17 protein-coding genes are annotated in these 23,026 nt (G+C 52.9%); 4 read left to right on the top strand and 13 right to left on the bottom strand.

The annotated features are described in order from the left end of the window. Positions 1-27: 27 nt before the first annotated feature. Positions 28-1,755 (top strand): phosphoenolpyruvate-protein phosphotransferase PtsI, encoded by a 1,728-nt coding sequence (ptsI, locus tag R9X49_RS00085; RefSeq protein ID WP_319846716.1) that lies wholly within the window; start codon positions 28-30, stop codon positions 1,753-1,755. A gap of 149 nt (positions 1,756-1,904) precedes the next feature. After that, on the top strand, positions 1,905-2,414 hold the full coding sequence (gene crr / locus R9X49_RS00080; RefSeq protein WP_010284368.1) for a PTS glucose transporter subunit IIA: 510 nt from the start codon (positions 1,905-1,907) through the stop codon (positions 2,412-2,414). A 66-nt stretch (positions 2,415-2,480) separates the two neighbouring features. On the opposite strand, the gene R9X49_RS00075 is transcribed toward crr, so the two are convergent. Next, on the bottom strand, positions 2,481-3,848 hold the full coding sequence (locus tag R9X49_RS00075) for an ATP-binding protein (protein ID WP_319846715.1): 1,368 nt from the start codon (positions 3,846-3,848) through the stop codon (positions 2,481-2,483). Next, positions 3,848-4,528 carry a response regulator transcription factor gene (locus R9X49_RS00070; protein ID WP_319846714.1) on the bottom strand — a complete coding sequence of 227 codons (681 nt, stop codon included), beginning with the start codon at positions 4,526-4,528 and terminating at the stop codon, positions 3,848-3,850. Before R9X49_RS00070 ends, R9X49_RS00075 begins: the two co-directional genes overlap by 1 nt. Before the next feature lie 250 nt (positions 4,529-4,778). Between R9X49_RS00070 and R9X49_RS00065 the strand changes: the two genes are divergently transcribed. Together R9X49_RS00065 and R9X49_RS00060 are read left to right on the top strand one after the other, a co-directional pair. Beyond that, positions 4,779-5,978: an efflux RND transporter periplasmic adaptor subunit gene (locus tag R9X49_RS00065; RefSeq protein WP_319846713.1), complete on the top strand. Its 1,200-nt coding sequence runs from the start codon at positions 4,779-4,781 to the stop codon at positions 5,976-5,978. Between the two features lie 3 nt (positions 5,979-5,981). Next, positions 5,982-7,934: a MacB family efflux pump subunit gene (locus R9X49_RS00060; RefSeq protein WP_319846712.1), complete on the top strand. Its 1,953-nt coding sequence runs from the start codon at positions 5,982-5,984 to the stop codon at positions 7,932-7,934. 3 nt (positions 7,935-7,937) lie between these two features. Here the strand turns inward: R9X49_RS00060 and cysM are convergent, their stop codons facing one another. The 11 genes from cysM to R9X49_RS00005 all read right to left on the bottom strand — a co-directional run bounded on the left by cysM (position 7,938) and on the right by R9X49_RS00005 (position 23,015). Beyond that, positions 7,938-8,819 (bottom strand): cysteine synthase CysM, encoded by an 882-nt coding sequence (gene cysM / locus R9X49_RS00055; RefSeq protein WP_319846711.1) that lies wholly within the window; start codon positions 8,817-8,819, stop codon positions 7,938-7,940. Positions 8,820-8,993: 174 nt separating this feature from the next. Further along, complete coding sequence (cysW, locus tag R9X49_RS00050; protein ID WP_319846710.1) at positions 8,994-9,887, bottom strand: sulfate/thiosulfate ABC transporter permease CysW; 894 nt, start codon at positions 9,885-9,887, stop codon at positions 8,994-8,996. Further along, positions 9,887-10,720 carry a sulfate/thiosulfate ABC transporter permease CysT gene (cysT, locus tag R9X49_RS00045; protein ID WP_319848552.1) on the bottom strand — a complete coding sequence of 278 codons (834 nt, stop codon included), beginning with the start codon at positions 10,718-10,720 and terminating at the stop codon, positions 9,887-9,889. Before cysT ends, cysW begins: the two co-directional genes overlap by 1 nt. A 20-nt stretch (positions 10,721-10,740) precedes the next feature. After that, positions 10,741-11,769, bottom strand: a complete 1,029-nt coding sequence (locus R9X49_RS00040; protein ID WP_319846709.1) for a sulfate ABC transporter substrate-binding protein — start codon at positions 11,767-11,769, stop codon at positions 10,741-10,743. 311 nt (positions 11,770-12,080) lie between these two features. Then, positions 12,081-12,980 (bottom strand): Dyp-type peroxidase, encoded by a 900-nt coding sequence (locus tag R9X49_RS00035; protein WP_319846708.1) that lies wholly within the window; start codon positions 12,978-12,980, stop codon positions 12,081-12,083. Between the two features lie 167 nt (positions 12,981-13,147). Next, complete coding sequence (locus R9X49_RS00030; protein WP_319846707.1) at positions 13,148-13,759, bottom strand: RpoE-regulated lipoprotein; 612 nt, start codon at positions 13,757-13,759, stop codon at positions 13,148-13,150. A 312-nt stretch (positions 13,760-14,071) separates the two neighbouring features. After that, positions 14,072-15,745, bottom strand: coding sequence for an ABC transporter ATP-binding protein/permease (locus R9X49_RS00025; RefSeq protein ID WP_319846706.1), 1,674 nt, complete (start codon positions 15,743-15,745; stop codon positions 14,072-14,074). Next, positions 15,742-18,516, bottom strand: coding sequence for a M16 family metallopeptidase (locus R9X49_RS00020; protein WP_319846705.1), 2,775 nt, complete (start codon positions 18,514-18,516; stop codon positions 15,742-15,744). Before R9X49_RS00020 ends, R9X49_RS00025 begins: the two co-directional genes overlap by 4 nt. Before the next feature lie 111 nt (positions 18,517-18,627). Then, positions 18,628-21,222 (bottom strand): TonB-dependent receptor plug domain-containing protein, encoded by a 2,595-nt coding sequence (locus R9X49_RS00015; protein ID WP_319846704.1) that lies wholly within the window; start codon positions 21,220-21,222, stop codon positions 18,628-18,630. A 78-nt stretch (positions 21,223-21,300) separates the two neighbouring features. Next, complete coding sequence (locus R9X49_RS00010; protein WP_319846703.1) at positions 21,301-22,260, bottom strand: TonB family protein; 960 nt, start codon at positions 22,258-22,260, stop codon at positions 21,301-21,303. 329 nt (positions 22,261-22,589) lie between these two features. After that, positions 22,590-23,015, bottom strand: coding sequence for a GNAT family acetyltransferase (locus R9X49_RS00005; RefSeq protein WP_180743370.1), 426 nt, complete (start codon positions 23,013-23,015; stop codon positions 22,590-22,592). Positions 23,016-23,026 lie beyond the last annotated feature (11 nt).

The raw sequence follows: 23,026 nt of genomic DNA, 5'->3' as shown, positions 1-23,026 counted from the left end.
AACATCAGAATCGAGTAAGGTAGGGTTATGATTTCAGGCATATTAGTATCACCGGGAATTGCTTTTGGTAAGGCACTGTTACTGAAAGAAGATGAAATTATCATCAACCGGAAAAAAATCTCTGCGGATCAGGTGGAGCAGGAAATTGAACGTTTTCTGACTGGCCGTTCCAAAGCATCCGCACAGTTGGAAGCTATCAAGAAGAAAGCGGGCGAGACGCTGGGCGCAGAGAAAGAAGCCATCTTCGAAGGCCACATCATGTTGCTGGAAGATGAAGAGTTCGAGCAGGAAATCATAGCCCTGATTAAAGATGAACATGCTTCCGCCGATGCCGCTGCGTTTTCCGTTATCGAAAACCAGGCTAAAGCACTGGAAGAGCTTGATGATGAATATCTGAAAGAACGCGCCGCAGACATGCGTGATATCGGGAAGCGTTTGCTACGCAACATTCTCAATATGACCATCGTCGATCTGGGCGATATTCAGGATGAAGTCATTCTGGTTGCAACGGATCTGACGCCGTCAGAAACCGCGCAGCTGAATCTGGACAAAGTGCTGGGCTTCATTACCGATCTCGGTGGCCGCACGTCCCACACCTCCATTATGGCCCGCTCGCTGGAACTGCCTGCGATCGTCGGCACGACCGATGTGACCCGTCAGGTCAAAAATGGCGACTATCTGATTCTGGATGCCGTAAACAACCAGATCTATCAGAATCCGACCGCGGAAAAAATTGAAGAATTAAAAGCCATTCAGCAACAGTACAACGCTGAAAAGTATGAGCTGGCCAAGCTGAAAGATCTGCCAGCCATCACGCTGGATGGTCATCAGGTTGAAGTCTGTGCCAACATCGGTACCGTGCGTGATGTCGCTGGTGCTGAGCGTAACGGTGCAGAAGGTGTCGGCCTGTACCGTACCGAATTCCTGTTCATGGATCGTGACTCCCTGCCTACCGAAGAAGAGCAATTCCAGGCGTATAAAGCAGTTGCCGAAGCCGTTGGCGCTCAGGCAGTTATCGTCCGTACCATGGATATCGGCGGCGACAAAGATCTCCCTTACATGAACCTGCCGAAGGAAGAGAACCCGTTCCTTGGCTGGCGTGCTATCCGTATCTGTCTGGATCGTAAAGAAATCCTGCACGCCCAGCTGCGTGCCATTCTGCGCGCGTCCAGCTTTGGCAAACTGCGTATCATGTTCCCGATGATTATCTCCGTGGAAGAAGTGCGTGAGCTGAAAGCCGAACTGGAGATGCTGAAAGCGCAGCTGAGAGAAGAAGGTAAAGCCTTCGACGAAAGCATTGAAGTCGGCGTGATGGTTGAAACCCCTGCCGCTGCCGCAATCGCGCCACATTTAGCCAAAGAAGTCGACTTCTTTAGTATTGGGACAAATGACTTAACCCAGTATACTCTGGCAGTTGATCGCGGTAATGAGCTGATTTCTCATCTCTATAACCCGATGTCCCCAGCCGTCCTTACCCTGATTAAGCAGGTTATCGATGCGTCTCATGCCGAAGGCAAGTGGACAGGGATGTGTGGTGAGCTCGCCGGTGACGAACGTGCTACACTACTGTTATTGGGAATGGGTCTGGACGAATTCAGCATGAGTGCGATCTCTATCCCGAGCATCAAGAAAATCATCCGTAATGCGAATTACGAAGATGCGAAGGCGCTGGCGGAGCAGGCATTAGCTCAACCGACAGCACAAGAGTTAAGCAATCTGGTGAGCCGCTTCATTAAAGAAAAAACGCTCTGCTGATTCTGCTTTACCTAATAGGTTTCAAGGTGGCGATCAGCACCCCCGACAGGCGATATCATCGCAGTCGGGGTAGCGAAGAAAGCCAATGCCACAATGACTTGAAAGATTAGGGTATACGCTGGCCCAATATTAATGCTTAGGAGAGAATCATGGGTTTGTTCGATAAATTGAAATCTCTGGTTTCTGACGACAAAAAAGACACTGGCAGCATCGAAATCATTGCCCCGCTGTCCGGTGAAATCGTCAATATTGAAGATGTTCCTGATGTCGTATTCGCAGAGAAAATCGTCGGTGACGGTATTGCCATCAAGCCAACTGGCAACAAGATTGTCGCACCGGTAGACGGCACCATCGGTAAGATTTTTGAAACCAACCATGCGTTTTCCATCGAGTCTGACAGCGGCATTGAGCTGTTTGTGCACTTTGGTATTGATACCGTTGAATTGAAAGGCGAAGGCTTCAAGCGCATCGCCGAAGAAGGCCAGCGCGTGAAGAAAGGCGATCTCGTTATCGAGTTTGACCTGGCTCTGCTGGAAGAAAAAGCGAAGTCTACTCTGACCCCAGTGGTTATTTCCAACATGGATGAAATCAAGGAATTGACCAAACTGAGTGGTACGGTCGTTGTCGGCGAAACGCCGGTTATCCGTATCAAAAAGTAAACCGCCCTTCTACGGATGGTCTACTACGTTTGCACGAAACGGCACCCGGATGGTGCCGTTTTCGTTTCAGGCTTTCCAGCGCGGCACACACAGGCGAATCACTAATCCACGCTGTTCGCCGTTGTCCGCCTCAATATGCCCACCGTGCGCCAGCACCACTTTGCGGGTAATCGCCAGTCCCAGCCCATAACCTTTGCCAGACAGCGGCGAATCCACACGGATAAAAGGATCGAAGATGCTGGAGAGCTTACTTTTCTCCACGCCGGGCCCCTGATCGGCGACCTGAATCGTCCACTCATGCTCATTGCCAATAAGCGACACCGAAACCTGCTGTTCAGGCGCTGAAAAACGGAGCGCGTTGCGCATCACGTTATCGACCGCCCTGCGCATCAGTTCCGCATTGCCTTTAATCGTGTAGTCTTCGTCTTCATCCGCCGCAAGCAGGATTTCGACGCCAGTGACCTGCGCTTCATAGCGCGCATCGTTGACGACGGCCGTCACCAGCCCCAGTAAATCGAAATAGGCTTCCTCAATGCCAGAATGCTCGGTGCGCGACAGCGTCAGCAGCTCGCCAATCATCTTATCCATCAGCAGCGCTTCGCGCTCAATACGCTGTAAGGAGTTCTCTACATTGTCCGGGTTCTGTCTTATCAACCCAATAGCGAGCTGTAAACGCGCCAGCGGGGAGCGCAGCTCGTGCGAGACATCATGAAGCAACTGTTCACGCGCACTGGCCAGGCTGTCCAACCGTTCGACCATGGAATCGAAATCACGCGCCACATCGCTGATTTCATCATGCCGCTTATGCATTACCGGCAGCAGACGCACGTTCAGATCGCCCTGCGCAACCTGATCAAACCCCGCTCGGATCTGGCTTAGCGGGCGTGCCAGACTCCATGCCAATACCGAGCTGAACAACAGACCGCCAAACCCCGCGATGATGACAAACGGCACGGGGACGTTAAGAAACTCGACCGGACGAGGAGGACGGAACTCGCTGCGCAGCAGTTCGGCGTCATAGCGTATCTGATACCACTTTCCGGCAGGCCCGCTGACCTGCTTGATGATGTGCGAAGCACGCGGCGCGTTACGTCGCCCCGGTGCAAAATCATCGCCAGACATCGCATTCTGCGAGGCGGAATTCAATTCCTGCTCCGACAGCGGCAATGGCGATTCCGTGACGGAAATATATTGCTGTTCTTGCTGCGGCAGTAGCGACATCACCTCGTTAAGCTCACCCAGACCGCCATGTTGCAGCGCCGCCGCCACCATCTCCGTTTGCATCGTCGCAATGCGGGAAACCACGATCTCTTCCAGCGGCTTATGGCGCTCGCCGTAAAAAGAAAAAGCCAACCACAGCAACTGAGACATCACGAGGAACGTCAGCCAGAACCCGAGCAATATCTTCCAAAAAAGCCTTCCACGAATCATCATCAGCGAATCCGGTATCCCACGCTGCGTACGGTTTCAATCGTCATGGTGTTGCCCGGCAATGCGCCAAGCTTCTGACGAATATTACTGATGTGTACGTCCACGCTGCGGTCATAGGCTTCGCGGCGACGCCCCAGACATTTTTCGGACAGCTCATCCTTTGACACCACCCGCTCGGGGGAACGTAACAACAGTTCCAGCAAATTAAATTCAGACGCCGTCAGATCAAACGGCTTCCCGCGCCATTCGCTGATGCGCGTCGCAGGGTTTAATACCAGATCGCCGCTGGCTGCCAGACTCTCGTCCCGCTTTGCACTTGGCTGATCATCATAGCGACGTAGCACCGCCCGCAGCCTTGCCACCAGCTCACGCGGGTAGCACGGTTTGGGCATATAGTCATCCGCGCCCATTTCCAGACCGATGACCCTGTCGATGTTGTCACCGCGCGCCGTCAGCATAATAACGGGCAGCTGCTGGTTTTTTCTGATCTGACGCAGCACGTCAATCCCGCTCATATCCGGCAGCATGACATCCAGAATCATCGCGGTGTAATCCCCCGACATCGCCCCCTCGACGCCTTCTTTGCCCGTCAGCACCCGTGAGGTCGAAAACCCTTCAGCATTCAGGTACTCACAGAGCATATCGCCCAGCTCTACGTCGTCATCGACCAGTAAAATATTCATATCCTGTCCTCATTAATCGGGTATACCCTACATAATTCGAGTTGCGGAAAAAAATGCACATATCGCTTGAAGTATGACGGGTATAGATGTTGTATTCTCAGGCTTGGCGTTAATATTCGCAGCCAGATTTACTTAATCCTTACCATTTCTTTGAGCAAAGATTACCGCTACCTTTACGGACTCGGGGTAAATTACTCACCTGCGTTATTTATTTCCGTTCAAATGCATTCATTAAGGACGACTTCCCCTGATGCAATCACGATTTTTTACACGACGCCGTACGACGATCGCGCTGGGTCTTATCGCCGCTGCCGTGCTTATTCACCTGTTTTTCAACAAGCCAGCGCCCGCACCAAACGCGCTAACCACCGCCGCAGAAATTGCAGATCTCGAACAGACGGTACTCGCTGACGGCAAAATTGAGGCGCAGAAGCAGGTCAGCGTCGGTGCTCAAGCCTCGGGACAAATCAAAGCGCTGCACGTCGAACTCGGCGATAAGGTCAAAAAAGGGCAATTGATCGCCGAGATTGATGACCTCACCCAACAGGACACCTTAAGAAATGGCGAAGCGGCGCTAAAAAACATTCAGGCTCAGCGAGCCGCCAAACTGGCGGAATTGCGTAACAACGAATTAAGCTGGCAGCGCCAGCAAATGTTAATGAAACGCGGCGTTGGCGCACAGGCCGATTACGATAGCGCGAAAGCCACGCTGGATGCCACCAGAGCCAATATCGACGCGCTGGACGCCCAGATCGTTCAGGCACAAATTACCGTCAACACCGCCAAGGTTAACCTGGGGTATACCCAGATTCGCTCACCGATGGATGGCACCGTGGTGGCGATTCCTGTTGAAGCGGGCCAAACGGTTAACGCCATCCAGACTACGCCGACCATTGCCAAAGTCGCCAATCTGGACACCATGACCATCAAGGTGAAGATTTCAGAAGCCGACGTCGTCAAGGTGAAAACCGGCATGCCCGTGTGGTTCAGTATTCTGGGCGAGCCGAATAAGCGTTACGAAGCCACGCTGAGCTCGATTGAACCCGCGCCGGATTCCATCAATACGGACTCCACCACAACCTCATCCAGTTCAAGCAGCAGCACCAGTTCATCATCCAGCACGGCAATCTATTACAACGGCCTGTTTGATGTGAAAAACCCTGACGGCGTATTGCGCATTTCCATGACGGCACAGGTGTATATTCTGCTGTCTTCGGTGAAAAATGCCATTGTCGTCCCAGCGACGGCGTTAACCTCGCGTGATGGCATGTGGTACGTGCAGGTCATTAATGCGAATAAGAAAGTCGAATCGCGTCTGGTCACGCTCGGTCTCAATGATAACGTGCGCACCCAGATCCGTTCAGGGCTCAGCGTGGGGGAACAGGTGGTTGTCAGCCCGTCATCCGGTGATGTCGCGTCCACGCATCCCGGCCCACCGATGGGGATGTAACGCATGTCCACATCCTTACTTAAGCTGACCGGCATTACCCGCCGCTTCTCCAACGGCGAACAGGACGTCACCGTCCTCAAGGACATCAACCTGACCATCAATCAGGGAGAAATGGTGGCCATTGTCGGCGCGTCCGGATCGGGAAAATCCACGCTGATGAATATTCTCGGCTGTCTGGATAAACCGTCCTCCGGGGATTATCAGGTGGCAGGACGCGCCGTTGGCGAACTGGACAACGACCAGTTAGCAGAACTACGTCGCGAGCATTTCGGTTTTATTTTCCAACGCTATCATCTGCTGGGCGACCTCAGCGCGCTGGGGAATGTCGAAGTGCCGGCCATTTATGCCGGTAAAAGCCGACAGGCTCGCCGTCAACGGGCAGCGGAGCTGTTAACCCGGCTAGGGCTGGAACATCGCCTCCACTATCGCCCCAGCCAGCTTTCCGGCGGCCAGCAGCAGCGCGTGAGTATCGCGCGGGCGCTGATGAACGCTGGCGGTATTATTCTGGCGGATGAACCCACCGGTGCACTGGACACCCACAGTGGCAACGAGGTGCTGAGCATACTTCGCGACCTGCACAGGCAGGGCAATACGGTCGTGATCGTCACCCACGACATGACGATTGCCGAGCACGCTCAGCGCATCATCGAACTGCGCGATGGCGAAGTGATTGCCGATCGACAAACGCGTCCCGAAGAGGCCACTGCGCCGTCGCCTGAAGCCACCCGCTCTCCGGCAACCTCGGCCCTGAATCAGTTCAAAGACCGTTTTATTGACGCGTTTAAAATGGCGCTGTTGGCAATGAATGCCCAGCGGATGCGCACCTTTCTGACCATGCTCGGCATTATCATCGGCATCGCATCCGTCGTCTCGGTGGTCGCCCTGGGAAAAGGCTCACAGGAGCAAGTGCTGGCCGACATCAACTCAATGGGCACCAGCACGCTGGAAATTTTCCCCGGAAAAGACTTCGGCGACATGGATGCCAGCGCCATCCAAACGCTGCGGGCCAGCGATATTCAGCCGCTGACACAGCAGCCCTACGTGCATAGCGTCACGCCTTCTATCTCCACCAGCGTAACGATGCGTTACGGCAACATTGCCGTTTCCGCCAGCGTTTCCGGGGTTGGCGAACAGTTCTTCACCGTGCGTGGCTACACCCTGCAACGCGGCGTGCTTTTCCCTCGCAGCAGCGTCGATGAACTGACGCAGGACGCGGTGATTGATAAAAACACGCTTAACAAGCTCTTTCCCCACGGTGAAGATCCCATTGGACAAGTGATTCTACTAGGCTCGCTGCCCGTTCGGATTATCGGCGTCGTCAGCAAGAATCAGGGCGGCTTCGGCAGCGATGAAAATCTGAATGTCTGGGTACCGTACACCACAGTAATGAAGCGCATGGTCGGGCAGTCCTACCTGAAAAGCATCACGGTGCGGGTGAAAGACAATATCGATATGAACGTCGCGGAGAAAAGCATCACCGCTCTGCTGACGCAGCGGCACGGTACGAAAGATTTCTTTATCATGAACACGGACAGCATCCGTCAGATGATCGAGAAAACCACCACCACGCTTACGCTACTGGTGTCGATGATCGCGCTGATCTCGCTGCTGGTCGGCGGTATCGGTGTGATGAACATCATGCTGGTCTCCGTCACCGAACGAACCCGAGAGATCGGAGTCCGTATGGCGGTCGGCGCGCGCACCAGCGATATCATGCAGCAGTTTCTGATCGAAGCCGTACTGGTTTGCCTGTTCGGCGGCATCATCGGCGTGGGGTTGTCGCTGGCTATCGGCGTACTGTTCGCACAGTTCAGCAGCAATTTTGCGATGATCTATTCCAGCTCCTCGATTATTGCTGCATTCCTGTGCTCCAGCCTGATCGGCATTATCTTCGGCTTCTTCCCCGCCCGCCGTGCGGCGCGGATGGAACCGATTCACGCGCTGGAGCGAGAATAGCAATCAGTCAAAGACCCCGGTGGACAGATACCGATCGCCGCGATCGCAGGCGATTGCCACAATCACGCTGCCGGGGTTTTCCGCTGCGATCTGCAGCGCGCCCGCCACCGCACCACCGGAACTGACGCCGCAGAAGATGCCTTCCTGACGCGCCAACTGCCGCAGCGTATTCTCGGCGTCGGTCTGCGTCATATCCAAAATACGATCGACCAGATCGGCGCGGAAAATGCCCGGCATATAATCTGGCGTCCAGCGGCGAATACCGGGAATGTGGCTGCCTTCCGCAGGCTGTAGCCCGACCGTGCAGATTGCCGAATTCTGCTGCTTCAGATAGCGGCTGACGCCGGAAATCGTACCGGTCGTTCCCATGCTGGAGATAAAGTGGGTCAGTTTGCCCGCCGTCTGCTGCCAGATCTCCGGGCCAGTCGTGAGAAAGTGCGCCAGCGAATTGTCCGGGTTATTGAACTGATCGAGCGTTTTCCCCTCTCCCGCCAGCACCATCTGTTTTGCACGATCCCGCGCCCCTTCCATCCCCAGCTTGCGATTCACCAAAACCAGCTCTGCGCCATACGCGCGCATCGCAGTCTGACGTTCATAGCTCATATTGTCCGGCATCAGCAGACGTAACCGATAACCCTTTACTGCCGCAATCATCGCCAGTGCAATGCCGGTATTCCCGCTGGTCGCCTCGATCAACCGATCGCCGGGAGTAATGTCACCGCGATTCTCTGCCTGCTGGATCATAGAAAACGCGGCCCGATCTTTTACCGATCCGGCGGGGTTATTCCCTTCCAGCTTCAGCCAGATTTCACTGTTCAACCCCTGCGTCAGGCGCTGCAATTTCACCAGCGGGGTCTTGCCAATACACTGCTCAAGCGTTGTCACAAGTTGAGTCCTAAAAAGTCTCACCCACTTACGGAGTGAACGATAAAATTAACGTTGCTGACAAACCCATGATGGTTAATTCGAGATACACGGGGCTACCACAGGGCGAGGTATCCCTACGGGAACCTCATCCCTGTGTTTCCCCTAAAATCTGACTTTGCCAGCAATCTCAATTTACTGCTTTTCAGGCGGATTCTGTTCCCGCCCTTGCGCCATTTGCCGCTTCACTCGCCACTGCAAAGCGCTTTTGATGAACAGCGTCAGGATCGCCATCACGGTTAACAGCGCCGCCGCAGTAAACGCCCCTACGCTGTTATAATCCTGATGCAGCAATTCAACCTGAAGCGGCAGCGTATAGGTTTCACCGCGAATCGCCCCCGACACCACGGATACCGCGCCAAACTCGCCAATCGCTCTGGCATTCGTCAACACCACGCCATACAACAGCGCCCAGCGAATATTCGGTAGCGTCACCCGATAGAACACCTGCCAGCCCGAGGCACCAAGCAGCACGGCAGCCTCTTCTTCCTGACTGCCCTGACTCATCATCACCGGAACCAGCTCCCTGACCATAAACGGGCAGGTCACGAATATGGTCACCAGCGCGATGCCCGGCCAGGCAAACATCAGCTGTATCCCCTGCTCATCCAGCCAGCCGCCAACCGGCCCGTTGGTGCTGTAAAAAAGCAGATACAGTAAACCCGCGACCACCGGCGAGACGGCAAAAGGAATGTCGATCAGCGTGAGCAGCAGTTGCCGCCCCGGAAACTGAAAGCGCGTGACCAGCCACGCCAGCAGCGTGCCAAAGACCAGATTTACCGGTACAACAATCGCGACCACCAGCAGCGTGAGGCCAATCGCATGCAGCATGTCAGGATCGCTCAGGTTACGCCAGACGCCCCCCAGCCCGTGCGCCAGCGCCGCGGCAAAAATTGACACCAAAGGGATGACCAGCATGATGAGCGATAATATCACGCCCAGCGCAATCAGCGCTGCCCTCCCCCGGTTGCGTTCCTGCCGAACAGGATGAGCCTGACGCCGAGTCTTCACGGTAGGAATCTCAGCCATTACACGCTCCGGGTCCGTTGGCCAAAACGGCTTTGCAGCACATTGACGGCGAACAGTATTAATAAGGAAGCCGCTAACACAACGGAAGCAATCGCGCTCGCGGCAGGGAAATCAAACTCCTGCAAGCGGATAAAAATCATCAGCGAAACAACTTCCGTCTGCCAGGCGATATTCCCTGCAATAAAGATGACCGCGCCAAATTCACCCAGGCTGCGGGCAAACGACATCGCGGTGCCCGTTAAGAGCGCCGGAGTTAATTCCGGTAAAATGACATAGCGAAAACACTGCCAGCGATTCGCCCCCAGGGTCTGCGCCGCCTCTTCGTATTCTGGCCCCAATTCTTCCAGCACAGGCTGAACGGTACGCACCACAAAAGGAATACTGGTGAACGCCATCGCCACCGCAATCCCCAGCCAGGTGTACGACACCTTGATACCGAATTCAGCCAGCCATGCCCCATACCAGCCAGTGGTTGAAAATAGCGCGGCCAGCGTTAGTCCAGCCACAGCCGTGGGAAGCGCAAAGGGTAAGTCCATCAGCCCGTCCAGCAGGGCTCGTCCGGGAAAGCGATAACGCGTCAGAATCCACGCCATTAACAGGCCAAATCCCGCATTAAATACCGTCGCCAGCCCTGCCGCCAAGAGCGTTACTTTGTAAGCCGCCACCACCTGCGGATTGGAAATCACCGCCCAGTACTGCGCCAGACTCATTTCTGAAAGCTGCATCACCAGCGCGCTTAAAGGCAGTAACAGAATCAGACAAACGAACAGCAGACTGCTGCCCAGACTCAATGCGAATCCCGGCAGCACCCGTTTACCTGAACCAGAAAACAGATTACCCGGCCCTAAAGACATTACTGACGACCAGCCGCCAGCAGTTTATCCAGCTCACCACCGGTGTCGAAGTGGGTTTTCATCACCTGCGGCCACGTTCCAAACTGATCTTCCACCCGGAATAAAGTAGTCTCCGGGAAGCGGGATTTCAGCGTTTGCGTCAATTCAGGGTTATTCACACGGTAGTAAAAGTCGGTAATGATTTTCTGCGCCTCCGGGCTATACAGATAATTCAGATAGGTTTTTGCCGCCTGCTCGGTGCCATTCTTCTCGACATTCTTGTCGATCCACGCCACGGGGAACTCCGCCAGCACGTTGACCTTCGGGACGATCACCTCGTAGTTCTCAGCGCCGTACTGGTTGCGAATGTTATTCACCTCGGATTCAAAGCTGATCAGCACATCGCCCAACTGGCGCTCCACAAACGTGGTGGTTGCGCCACGGCCGCCGGTATCAAATACCGCGACGTTCGCCAGAAAGCGCTTTACCCACTCGCGAGTTTTGGCCTCATCGCCACCGTTGGCTTTACTGGTCGCGCCCCAGGCCGCAAGGTAGGTGTAACGGGCATTGCCGGAGGTTTTCGGATTCGGGAAAATCAGCTTAACGTCATCACGCACCAGATCGTTCCAATCGTGAATCCCTTTAGGGTTGCCTTTGCGAACCAGAAACGCCATGGTGGAGTAGAATGGAGAGCTGTTATTCGGTAAACGCGCTTGCCAATCGGCGGGAATCAACTGCCCGCGATCGTGCAGGATCTGGACGTCCGTCACCTGGTTATAGGTCACGACATCGGCCTTCAGGCCTTGCAGAATAGCCAGCGCTTGCTTAGACGAGCCGGCATGCGACTGTTTGATCGTCAGCGGATCGTTAGGATGCTGCGACAGCCACTGTTTTTCAAAACCGGGATTGAGCGCAACAAAGAGCTCACGTGACACATCATAAGAGCTGTTCAGCAGCTCGGTAGCGGAGACAGCGCTCTGCCCACCCAGCAGCAATGACAGCGCCAGAGAACCTTTCACCAGCCAGCCTTTCACCTGTACGTGATTCATCTTATGTCCTGCCAGAGTTAGCGCCTATTCGGTAGGCTTTGTTATGGGGGATCTATCGTTTGCATAGCCGTTTTTTGAAAAAATGCACTTGTCAGCGCAACTCAGTGTAGGGGGAAGTGACGGTTAACATATAACCTTTATATATAACATTTCGGGCTTTTTAAGCGCTAAAGGGCATAACCCCGAGGCAAGAGAAACGTAAAAAAAGGCGCGATCAAATAGCCTGACGGGAAGTGAAACGTTGAGAACGGAGAGAATTGAAAAGAATGGATGCCTGCGCAGGTACAGGCATCAGGAAAACGCGTTGGATCTTACAGCGATAAAAGCTGATCCAGAGACGGCGCGAAGAAGTAGCTGCCGCTGACGGCACGCGTAAAGCGCAGCATCTCATCACGTTTACCGTCACGATCGCCGAACATGCTCAGCAACTGCTGCTCAATATTATGCAAACGTGCGCAGTAGGCGACAAAATAGAGCCCGTTTTTTCCGCTCGCGGTGCCATAAGGCAGGCTCTGGCGCAGAATTTTCAGCCCTTTGCCGTCTTCCTTTAAATCCACGCGGCTGAGATGCGATGTCACAGGGCGTTCATCGGAAGACAACTCTTCGTTATCCCGCTTCGTGCGCCCGATCATCTGCTCTTGCTGTTCCACGCTAAAACGCTGCAACTGCTTCAGATTGTGTTCCCAACGTTGGGTAAACACGTAGCTGCCGCCCGCATCCGGCTGGCCTTCTGGGATAATCGCCACGGCATGGCGGGCATCGCCCTGCGGGTTTTCCGTGCCGTCAACGAAACCACTGAGATCGCGATCTTCCACCCAGCGGAAGCCGTGCGTCTCTTCCTCGATACGAATCGCCCCACCAAATGCGGCCAGCGCCGCCTGAGCCAGCGTGAAGTTCACATCATGGCGCAGCGATTGGATATGGATCAGCAGATCGCGCTGCGTGGCAGGAGCGAGCCCGTTGCCCAACGGCGTAAAGGGCTTGAGTTCCTCTGCGCCGCGGTTGCAGTCCAGATCGCGCCAGACATCGTTGCCAAATGCCAGCACCGCGCCTAATCCCGCGTCGGGATACTGCTGCTGTAACGCTTGTAATGTCTGACAGAATTTTTTGCATCCCTGCCGGATAGCATCAAACTCTCCCTGAATCATCGCTTCCATAAAAATGGCAAAACGGCGGTGTTCCAATAAAATACCGCTTTGAATTGGTGTCATTTCTGCTTCCTCAAGCGTCAGTTTTTTCTTTTGTTGTTATGCTTTACTACGGTCGTGATACCGAATACGGATACCGAAAAAGATATCAGGCGGCTCAGGTATCATACCGGAAGCCGCCTGACTTTTACCTTGCGTAAAGACAAATTAGTCCGTTACGAGACACCCTTTTATAAAGCGGATGTGTTACGCGCCTGCGCGTGCCACACTATTTTGCTCACTTTCCAGGTCTTCAGAATATCGTCCGGCGGCATCAAGCCTTCCGGGCCGCTCCATTCGCCGGAATAGACGTAGCTGATATGCGTACTCTGCGGGGCGGCACATTCTACGCTCTGCGCATCATCACCTTGCCCTAACTGGCAGGATTCAAACGCTTTGCTGTAGGTATTGCTAAAAACATCACCAATTTTCACACCGCCTGCGCTGCCAATCGCTGGATCCATGACCTCAACTTTGCGTACGCTGCCCTTCGGCTGGCCGCTGATGATCATCTTCACTTCTTTACCATCCAGCGCCTGATAAAACGCGACCAGTTGACCGTTGGAGGTACCCATTCCGCTACGCAGTTGATAACCACCATCCAGCGCGCTCTGTAGCGCCCCTTCGGACAATGGCGTACCGGCATTAATGCCACCGACACCCGCATCGGTCACCTCCAGCGAACTGCCGAACCAGTTAAACGGCGACAGGCTGGACCAGGAGAAATTGGAAAGCGTGCTGCATCCACTCAGCAACAGCGGTAAACCCAGCACCAGCGATAAACCCAGCGGGCGAAAATTCATAGCATGTACTCCTCAAGATTGAACGGCTTCCGTCATCAGCCACCCTAATAAGATGGGGATTGGAGTCTGCAAGCGACGAAAAGTGCCGTAAAAGACGAAATGACCCAGATGCCTGGCATTCACCTAATCGTGGATTGAGGGGAAACACGGGGATGAGGCTCCCGCAGGGATGCCTCGCACCGTGGTCGCCCCGCTATCTCGATCCTTAAACGATCGGCATTAGATAATCCTGCGGAAGATTATAGGGGGCATATGGGAAGAAACCTACCAGAACCGCAGGCCTCCCGACACTCGGAAGGCCTGCGGGCAGCATCAACTGCGCTGTGAGGAGAAATCGGTTAAGTCATAACGGTGCGGGAACAGATCGTCCAGCTCTGTCTGGTGCGTAATTGCCACCACGGTACACGCAGGCAACGCCATCTTGATCAGTGCCAGAAGCTGCCTGGCGGCGTCATGATCCAGATTGCTAGTCGCTTCATCCAGATAGAGCGTATCGGGTTTGGCAATCAGCGCGCGAGCAAAGGCGACCCGCTGCCGCTCCCCGCCGGAGAACACCCGATCCCAGTTCAGTTGCTCATCCAGACGATCGCGCCACGCGCCCAGCCCGACGCTATCCAGCGTCTGACGCAGCATCTCACTGTCAGCCAGCGGCGGATGCGGATAGCAGAGGATCTCCGCCAGCGTACCCTGCCCCAGATAGCTTTGCTGCGGCAACAGCAGGCTGCGCCCTTCAAGCGACTGCCAACGGCCATCGTAATACGGCCACAGACCGCTTAACGTACGCAGCAGCGTAGATTTCCCCAGCCCGCTGCGGCCAGAAAACTTACTCCAGCTACCTGCTTCGCAGCTCAGATCCACATTTTGCAACAGCGGAGAACCCTGCGGCGTGGTGAAAGAAAGCTGATCCACCTGCAAACGCTCGCCAACGGGGATCGTTTCTTGTTCAGACTGATGGCGTTTAATTTCCTGTTTAAACTGGCTGAGACGCTCCATGCTCGCGGAAAGCTCCATGAATTCCCGATACATGCGAATAAACCAACTCAATGCACCATGCACTTGTGCAAACGCGCCACGGATCTGCATCAGCCCACCTAGCGTCACCGTTTTGCTCAAAAACGCAGGTAAGGCGGCAAAAATAGGAACGATCAAGCTAATACGCATGTAACCCGTGGTGAAAAAGCCCAGATTACGTTCCGCATTCATTGAACGCCACCAGTTAGAGACAATCGCAGAAAATTGCCGTTGAAGATGGTTTTTTTCCTGCTGTTCACCACCATAGAGCGCAATTTGCTCGGCGTTATCATGCTTACGCAACAAGGACGCACGAAAATTCGCTTCGGCCCGTTGTTTCTCATAGTTAATACCGTGCAGCCGTTTACCAATAAGGTGCGTTATCAACGTGCCAAATACGGTATAGAGAATGACAGCCCAAACCAGATAGCCTTTGATTACCCACTCCTCGCCGAACAACGTAAAGCGCTGTACGCCCGATAACTCCCAGAGGATGATGACGAAAGACGACAGTTGGGCAGTTACAACCAAAAACGACACCACCAGACTGACCGTTTTATCCACAAACAAGCTGATATCCTCGGCGATACGCTGATCGGGGTTATCGATTTTTCCTGCTATCGACATCCGATAGAACGCCCGCTTTGCCAGCCAGCTATTCACCAACTCTTCCGTCAGAGCACTGCGCCAACGAATGATCAGCCAGCGAGTAAGCCAGTCCTGATGCACAAATACCACGATGTAAATCAAGATATAGATGCCGTACTCTTTCATAAGAGAGATCAGCACGTTGCTATCAAACGACCCTAGCGCATCGTAAAACGTTTTACTCCAATCATTGAGTAACACGTTGAGATAGACAATTGCCCATCCCATACTGGTGGCGGCGATGAGAAGCAACAGCGCTAGCAAGCCTTGTTTTCCCCGCCAGAAAGGGCGGCAGAGATCGGCAAACTGTGCCGCAATCTTTTTCACTCTTTCACCTCTTGCGGCAAGGTGATGTAAAGCACGCGGTTATCCGGGTTATACAGCTTCGCCGACATCGCCCGCACGCCTTCCAGCGTGATGCTGTCAGCCAGTTTGGATACACTGCTCAGATAGCGCGGATCGTCATAGTGACGGTAGCTCAGAAGCAGGCGGCGCTGTATTGTCATGAGATCGCTCTGACGCCCTTTTTCTGCACGGATAAACTGTGCTTTTTGATCGTCCAAATCTTCCTGAGTAATCTTCGTCGGCAGTTCAGCAAAGACGTGCTCGGCCAGTTTCCACAGCTCTTGCGCACGTTCTGGCGCGCTGCTGAAACTCACTTCCGTCTCAATACGCTGTTTTTTATCTTCCAGCTCGCTATCGACACGCATGCGGTAAATACCCAGTGCGTCATCACGCAGGCTCGTCTTGAGGTATTTATTCGCAATATTACGAGCAATACTCACCTGCACTGCGGCTTGTGGCGTCCATGTATGTGGCGTGAAACTCCAGGCCAGAATATCGGCACGCGGTTCGATATTGATAGCCGATGTCGCCTCACGTTTACCCGGTAGTGCCAGATGTGATTTCACCTCGCTGGCAGGCTGACGCGGTATGGTCGCAAGGTAACGTTCAACCTGTGGCAACAGCTGTGCAGCAGGCATATCCGCTATCAGATAGTAGGTGACCGGTGCGGCAGCGGCTTTATGCCACTGTGAAAGCAACGCTGGCGCTGAGATTTGTTTCAGCTCTGCAATTTCAGGTTGCTGCCAGGCTGGCCCACCAAAGCGCAGTTTGGCAATTTCGCCAGCGCGTTTTCCACCGACGGACTGATCGTCATTGGCCTTCTGACGCGCCAGACTCATCATGCTCTCTTTCATCACCTCAGGATCGATACCCGGTGCCACATTCAACTCGCGGTATAACCCCAGCAGACTGGCTAGTTGCTCAGTGGGGGCGCTCCCGTTTACCGTCAGTTGCTCCGCTTCCTGATCGATGCTCAGCGACAGGGATTTATCTTTTTTCCAGTTCGTTAGCGCTTCACCACTCCATGTCGCAGGGCCGCTCTGATTGACCAGTTGACTCGCCAACTGTGCCTGCCACGGATTCAGCGAAGTCGCCATGAATCCTGCCTGACTCGTCGCGGTGAGATACACTTTCTTGCCCGCTTCCGGCGCACGCAGCCACACGACGCGATCGCCATTACTCAACTGCCACTGCTCGACCTTCTGTGCGGCAAACGTCTTCATCGCCGTACGTTTCCCGCTTTGCGTCACGGCAGGAAGCTCAGGGATGACTTTTTCTTTCTCTACCTGTAACGGTGCCAGCGTCGCTGCGGCCCACTGAGCTTGTAACTTACGCATCGCCTCTGGCTTCGGCAGCGTGAAAGGTGTCGCACCCGGCACGCTAAACTGTACCAACGTATCTGGAGAAGCTAACCAGCGTTGCCAATGGCGGTTCACCTCTTCCGCGGTGATGGTGTCCAGCGCGTCCAGCGCATCTTTACCGCGCTGCTGGCTGCCGACATACGGGCGATCCTGCTGCCAGACGATGGTCAACTGCTGCACCCAGTCTGCAAACTCACGGGTTTCAGGGGTAGTACTCATACGCTGCGCGACTTCACGAATGTCGGATGTGATCTCCGTGATGTCCTGCTCGTTTAACGGATAGCGTTTGAACCGCTCGATCTCTTTCAGTACAGCAGAAATCGCGGCATCATGGCCTCCCGGCATCACATTGGCGAAAAAGCCCAATGCCGCCGTCGTTTTACCGATATCCGATTTACGCACCACCAGGCTGCTGGCGTCCTGCGGCAGCTCTGCCTGCTGTCGGCGAACCTGACGCGTTACCGCAGACAGTGTGATTTGTGTGAGCAAACGGTGACGGTAATCGGATTGGCCGAATGTGTCTTTGTCATTGAAACGGTAGACAAATGACACCTGACTGCTACCACTTTGGCTATCCTGCAAACGCGCCACTTTGAGCTGCGGTTTCAGTAATGGCTCATAGTAATCACGGGCTGGCACGGCAACATTCGGCAGCGGTGCAAAATAGCGTTGAATGTCGCGCTCCGCCTCCGCAGGCGTGATATCACCGATAATCATCAACCGCATATTCGACGGGTGATACCAGCGCTGATAGAAATCCTGTAGTACGCTAGCTGGTGTTTCGTTAATCGATTTTTCCGTGCCAATCGTCGGGCGGGAAGGATAGCGAGAGTCATGGCGAATCGCCTGTACGCGCTGCTGGTTCATGCGTTCCGCTACGCCCAGCTTGCCACGCCACTCTTCCAGAATAATTTTGCGCTCATCATCAAGATCGCTTTGCAGCAGCTTGGCGTGACCTGTCATCTGGCTCAGCGCCTGCAAGGTCGTCCCCAGATCGCGATTCCCTTTCGGCGGGCTCATCATGTACATGGTGCGCTCGTAGTTGGTCACCGCGTTATAGCTCTGTCCGCGTCCCCAGCCTTGCTTATGCAGTTCCGTACTCACACCTTGAGGAAACGCATCGCTGGCGCGGAACACCATGTGTTCCACCATGTGCGCCACGCCGGATTCGTTGTCTTTCTCATCAATCGAACCGACATCCACAATCAGGCGAACATCTACCCGTGACTTCTGCCCTTCCAGCGGCACGAGGGTATAACGCAATCCATTCGCCAGCGTTCCTTCTTTAAAAGCTGGCAACGGACTTTTAACTTCCTCGGCCTGGCTCACAACGCTTCCAGCTAACAGGCCGACAGCCGTTAGCGATAACCAGCAACATTTCTTCCAGTTCATAACAACCTTTTCGTTTTTATTTTTGCCTGTAAGGCAATTTCTGAATGCATGAATGCATGAATGCAAAATGCCCCGCCTACGTCAGGCTGTGACGTAGGCGGGGCATAGGATTTACCAGGTGTAAGCGACGCCAAGCCAGAACTGACGGCCGGGTTTATAGGTCACAATTTTGGTATTGATATTCGTTTTCTGCTGAGTTTCAACCACGTTATCGAGCACATTCAGCACATCCAACGTGATGTCCAATGTCTGTTTTTTATATACTGGCTGCGAATAGGAAAAACGCCAATCATAAGAGATAAAGCTATCATATTTAGTGGACACATATTCCTGTGCACTTCCAGTAAAACCAGGATCGGCGTCACATGCAGGACTTCCACCAGGGCACACAGTATACAATGGCAGAGAAGAATACCCTTTATAGCCGGAGGTATAACCTACACGCTGGCCCCAATTGAGGCGAATTGCCGGGAAGTAAGTATCCACGTTCAAGAAGGCATTCCAAGGCGTATTGAAGTCCATCGCATCCATGTCGCCCTTATATATCAGCTTATTGTCAACAATAACTCGAACTTCATCTGTATCGCTATCATCGTAGTAAGCAATTGAGTTAGCTTTATTTTTCGAAACATAAGCACCAAATGACCAATTCACTTCAGCAAAGCTAAAACGATGAGGGCTGATGGGTTGCACTTCCAGAGACAATGTATTCCCTTCAGTCCGCCCCGCATTATTCATCACACGGTAACTTGAACCATTATTAGTAATCGTTTCACGACCAAATTGCTCTTTCCCCTGACGATTAACCCACTTGGCCGTCCATACGGTGCTCATGACTCGTTGAGATAAACCCAGCGTCACCTCATCACTATAAGGTGTTTTTAAATCAGATACGGTGTAATTCGTACCGGCTCTTTCTGGGTTAGAGGTCCACGGAATAGTAGACGAGGTACGCCTTTGTGCGATACTCGTACCGATCCCCTGCCGCAGCTTATATGCCAGCATATTCGCCGCATAATAGCGGTTGGCCCCGCCAAACAAGCGCGTTGAGCGATCGCCGAAGACATCATAAGAAGCGGCGAAACGAGGAGCAAAATTCAGATTCTCCAGGAAATCATCGTACGTAACACGCACCCCAGGGGTTACCTCCAAGCGCCCATAGCTCATGCTGTCTTGCAGATAGGCAGCATAGCTGCTATAGCTGACTTGCACAGAACGCGCCGGATAGAGTGTACGGGTACCTGCAAATTGCTCGCCGGGAATACACAATGGATCACCGGGTAAGCACACAATGCCACGATTAATGTAGGTCGCATTCGGTGAAACGCTGGCCGCATAGGCATCCTGAAAACGACGATACTGTGCATTCGCAAAATCAGCCTGCCAGCCGAAATCGACCTGATGAGTCATTCCCAGTAAGAATGCAGGATTAAGTTCGTAATTCTGCTTTAACGTGGTGGTATTTTTTTCTGTTGCAAATGTCCCATAACCGCCAATCGATGAATTTCTAATGGACGATTGCCAATCCAGTGACGGGGAGACAAAGCCTAATGAAGGAGCATTGTTGATCCAAGTAATAAATTGATTAGATTCATGTTCGATTTTGTTTTGCTCAAACTGATACCCCGCCAGGCTGGTCATTTTCCCCCAGTTGGCATTGTGTTCCCATTCCATATTGAAGCGATAGCCGCCACCAGTATTGGTAAATGCACCGTTCTTGATATTCTTTTTATAATATTTAGATTCGTGCGGGGAATACATACCTGTCATACGCACAATATCGCCGTTATCCGTCAGATAAGAACCTTTTAACAAATAGGTTTCACTCATCCGTTCCTGATCGTCCCATTGCCCCAAATAGGAATGATAAAAGGGAATATCCGACTGTTGGCGGTTATAGGCAAAAATAAAGCCTGCTTTATCGCTCAACGGTTGATTAAAGGTAGCTGAATAGAACTGTTTCTTAAATCTCGGTTGGTAGTAGAGGTTAGTACCAGAGTAGAATTCATCACTGATATTAGAATCAACATGATAACGGGTCCAACTGTCACGCGTTGTACGATAAGATACTTTGCCGGAGGCTTTAGCCAGCTTGGGATCCATCAGTCTGGCATCCACCACGCCACCGGTAAAGTCGCCGTATTTAGCGGAGATATTGCTGTCGAACACTTCCAGTGATTCAATCAGTTCCGAGTTAACCCAGAATGATTGCGTGCCACCTGCGGGTAAATCAATCGGACTGTAACCATCCGGATCGCCATCTAACACTCCCTTATTAGCGCCAGGGTTAATATTGTTATTATTCGATAACCCATCGATCATAAAGTTATTGTTGTAAAATTTCTCGCCGTGGAACGAGACATTTTCCGGTGCCAATTCACCCGGCGTGTTGCTGCTATTCGCCGTATTAGCGAACTGTACATTCGGGTTATTCTTTAATAATTCAGTGACCGAGCCGTTTCCGGTCGGCATCTTTTTAATCTGCTCGGCATTAAGAATCTGCGTTCCCATCGACTGACTGGTCGGGGTTGAGCGAACTAAAATTGTATCTTCGCCATTTCCTGAAGAGGAATCACCCTGCTGTTCTTCTTCGGTTTCTGCATTGTTTTTCTGCTGATTGTCATCGACAGAGGTATCGTTTTGCTGTGCGAGCGCAGGCCCTGATAATAATGACAAAATCATCATTAAATAGACGTTCTTATTCATTTATTCAAAATCCCCAGTGAACCTTATCATTTGAAAAATAAAATTATTTTTTGTAATTACTGCATGTAACATGTATTGCTAATCATCAACCTGAATATGACCATTGAGTTTGAACACGATGGAAACCACCTGATTCTCAACTGGTGCCTCCGTCCGATAGCGCCAGCGCGCCATATCTTTCATCACGTCATCGCCAAATACGCCGTCTGGCGTTTCAGACAGAATCTGTACGTTAGTGACCGTACCGCTACCGGTAATATCGAATTTGACGCGCACTTTTCCTTCCACGCCCAGCGCTTTTGCCCGAGCGGGGTAATTCACGCGGCGATGCAGCGCTTTGAAATTTTGACTACTGCTTTTCCCTGCACCGCGAGTCGCCTGACCGCTATCACTCTCCCCCGCTTTGGCCGTTGTTGCGCTCCCCGGCATACCAACCGAGGATGGCGTTGGGGAAGGCGCATCACCGCTTTGTGCTGTTGCTACGGGAGACTCACTTTTCTTCTCGGTCTGTTGTGTCTGCTGCGATCTAGCCTGCTGCTGTTCTTTCGGCTTCTCTTCCGGTTTCTTTTCAGGCTGTTTTTTCTCACGCACGGGCGGCTTTTTTTCCGCTGTCGGCGTGACAGGTTTACGCTCAATGACGGGTTGTTTAATAACAGGATTGGGGTGTTCTGGTAATGGCGTTAGGATTGGCATCACCACGGGCGTCGGTTGCGCAGCGGGAGGATCGGCTACGGGTGGCGACGTGTCGGCAGCCTGTGACATCGCAGCCGCCATCATGGTCACCTGCATGCTGCCGCCCGCGTTTCCCGCCATATCTTCAATGTTTTCTTTCGGGGAATAGTGCAATAGAAAGAAAACCGCCAGTAACGCATGCGCCACACAGGACAACACAAAAAAGGCCAGAGAACGCCAGTTAGGGGTATCGGAATTCGACGCGGCAATTGAATAGGAATGAGCAAGAGAACGAGGGGTCAGCAATGCGCTACCGCCAGTGCGATTCGCACCGAGTAAAGCCCCCTGAAGATTTTCACGACTCACTATCCAACTCCATCTCTTGAACTTCCTGGTGTCAGTAGTGCAATCACAATCTTCCAGGCAATAAAATGTAAGCAAAATCAGAACATGAAAAAACATGTCAAGATCAAACGGAGAACATTAATAAATAATAATACAAATGAGAATCGTTTTACAAATGAAAACTGTTACCCATAAAGTCTAACAAATTGCATGCAATACCATTACAAAGCTAAGCAATACGTTGAGTTAAAAAGAAAAGTGCGCTAACGGAGGCGCACATTTTTACTGAGAGGGAGACCAGAAGGGAGAAACGGTGCAGGAATAGCAGTTTGGCATCAGTGAGATAACAATCAATACTCCCTGTCTTCAATCAGGCGTTTTCCCAGCGTGACGCTATCAACCATCTCGTAGTCGAGTTTTTCATACATGCCGATGACAGCATCGTTGTCCTCACGCACCATCAGGTGGATCTTCGGACAGCCGCGGGCAATGAGCTTTTTCTCCAGTCGGCTAATTAATGCATTCGCAATGCCGCGTCCGCGAAAATCAGGGTGTACGCCAAGGTAGTACGCCGATCCACGGTGGCCGTCGTAACCGCCCATTACCGACCCCACGATTTCGCCGTTCACCTCTGCGACCAGAAACAGATCGGGGTCGTGATTAAGCTTACGTTCGATGTCCATTTCAGGATCGTTCCACGGGCGCAGTAAATCACAGCGCTCCCAGAGAGTGATCACGGCTTCAAAGTCATCCTGCCTGAATATGCGGATTTCCATCACAGTCGCCA

The sequence above is a fragment of the Pectobacterium carotovorum genome, assembly GCF_033898505.1.
Taxonomy (GTDB): domain Bacteria; phylum Pseudomonadota; class Gammaproteobacteria; order Enterobacterales; family Enterobacteriaceae; genus Pectobacterium; species Pectobacterium carotovorum_J.
Note: the sequence above shows the minus strand (reverse complement) of the source record. Positions and strands in the feature narration are given on the sequence as shown.

Bases quoted from the DNA above. Each gene is read 5' to 3' on its own strand.
- ptsI (WP_319846716.1), top strand. From the start codon at position 28: ATGATTTCAGGCATATTAGTATCACCGGGAATTGCTTTTGGTAAGGCA.
- crr (WP_010284368.1), top strand. From the start codon at position 1,905: ATGGGTTTGTTCGATAAATTGAAATCTCTGGTTTCTGACGACAAAAAA.
- R9X49_RS00075 (WP_319846715.1), bottom strand. From the start codon at position 3,848: ATGATGATTCGTGGAAGGCTTTTTTGGAAGATATTGCTCGGGTTCTGG.
- R9X49_RS00070 (WP_319846714.1), bottom strand. From the start codon at position 4,528: ATGAATATTTTACTGGTCGATGACGACGTAGAGCTGGGCGATATGCTC.
- R9X49_RS00065 (WP_319846713.1), top strand. From the start codon at position 4,779: ATGCAATCACGATTTTTTACACGACGCCGTACGACGATCGCGCTGGGT.
- R9X49_RS00060 (WP_319846712.1), top strand. From the start codon at position 5,982: ATGTCCACATCCTTACTTAAGCTGACCGGCATTACCCGCCGCTTCTCC.
- cysW (WP_319846710.1), bottom strand. From the start codon at position 9,887: ATGGCTGAGATTCCTACCGTGAAGACTCGGCGTCAGGCTCATCCTGTT.
- R9X49_RS00040 (WP_319846709.1), bottom strand. From the start codon at position 11,769: ATGAATCACGTACAGGTGAAAGGCTGGCTGGTGAAAGGTTCTCTGGCG.
- R9X49_RS00035 (WP_319846708.1), bottom strand. From the start codon at position 12,980: ATGACACCAATTCAAAGCGGTATTTTATTGGAACACCGCCGTTTTGCC.
- R9X49_RS00030 (WP_319846707.1), bottom strand. From the start codon at position 13,759: ATGAATTTTCGCCCGCTGGGTTTATCGCTGGTGCTGGGTTTACCGCTG.
- R9X49_RS00020 (WP_319846705.1), bottom strand. From the start codon at position 18,516: ATGAACTGGAAGAAATGTTGCTGGTTATCGCTAACGGCTGTCGGCCTG.
- R9X49_RS00015 (WP_319846704.1), bottom strand. From the start codon at position 21,222: ATGAATAAGAACGTCTATTTAATGATGATTTTGTCATTATTATCAGGG.
- R9X49_RS00005 (WP_180743370.1), bottom strand. From the start codon at position 23,015: ATGGAAATCCGCATATTCAGGCAGGATGACTTTGAAGCCGTGATCACT.